The following is a 460-nucleotide window of genomic DNA, read 5'->3' as shown; positions in this document are numbered from 1 at the left end:
GAAGCCATTCATTGGCAGTCAATCGAAATAAACCTGCGCGGCTTTGAGCCAGCACTGCAATTGTGGGACGCTATAGCAGGCAATAGCCGCCTGTTACTCATTGCAAGTTTTAACTTTTTTCCTCATAAGCTGCTACCACCTGACGCTGATATTAGCGGTACTTTCGGTTTTTTCCCTGCTGATATGGTCAAAGATTTATATACCATAATGGAAGAAAAATACGACTTCGATATTAGCAATTTGGAAGGTCAGCAAATTATTGCTGAAATTGAGCAAGATGGTATCGACGAAGTAAACCCTGAAGCGTATGAGCTAGTTCGAGACAAGTACTTTGTAACCTTTAGAGATGCGACTGAGCAAGGTAAATCAATCGTCGTACTCATTGAACAATGATTAATAATGTAAAGTAACGCTAAGGACAGCACATGCAACCCGATATTAAAAACACCCCGCAACACCT

The 460-nt window shown here is 41.3% G+C and carries 1 protein-coding gene; it reads left to right on the top strand.

The window, feature by feature from the left end:
• Positions 1-393 (top strand): hypothetical protein (locus tag P20429_RS00735; protein ID WP_033027209.1); only part of this gene is annotated, 393 nt, incomplete at its 5' end.
• Between the last annotated feature and the right edge of the window lie 67 nt (positions 394-460).

The organism is Pseudoalteromonas sp. BSi20429 (assembly GCF_000238895.1).
Taxonomy (GTDB): domain Bacteria; phylum Pseudomonadota; class Gammaproteobacteria; order Enterobacterales; family Alteromonadaceae; genus Pseudoalteromonas; species Pseudoalteromonas arctica.
Note: the sequence above shows the minus strand (reverse complement) of the source record. Positions and strands in the feature narration are given on the sequence as shown.